The sequence below is a fragment of the Citrobacter sp. TBCS-14 genome (genome assembly GCF_005280805.1).
In the GTDB taxonomy this organism is placed as follows: domain Bacteria; phylum Pseudomonadota; class Gammaproteobacteria; order Enterobacterales; family Enterobacteriaceae; genus Citrobacter; species Citrobacter gillenii.
Window position 1 is genome coordinate 1 of record NZ_SZWM01000924.1, and the last position, 223, is coordinate 223.

Sequence of the window (223 nt, forward strand, 5' to 3'; positions counted from 1 at the left end):
GTCAATGTTGCGGTCATGGATATCGCCATGCCGGATGAAAATGGTCTGAGTCTGCTAAAACGGCTGCGGGCGCAAAAACCCGGTTTTCGCGCCATCATTCTCAGCATCTATGACTCACCCACGTTTGTGCAAAGTGCGCTGGATGCCGGTGCCAGCGGTTATCTGACCAAACGCTGTGGACCAGAAGAACTGGTGCAGGCGGTACGATCGGTCGGTATGGGCG

1 protein-coding gene is annotated in these 223 nt (G+C 55.6%); it reads left to right on the forward strand.

What is annotated here, in order from left to right:
* Positions 1 to 223: response regulator transcription factor (locus FDX22_RS22090; protein ID WP_146717776.1), on the forward strand; the 223-nt coding region annotated here is incomplete at both ends.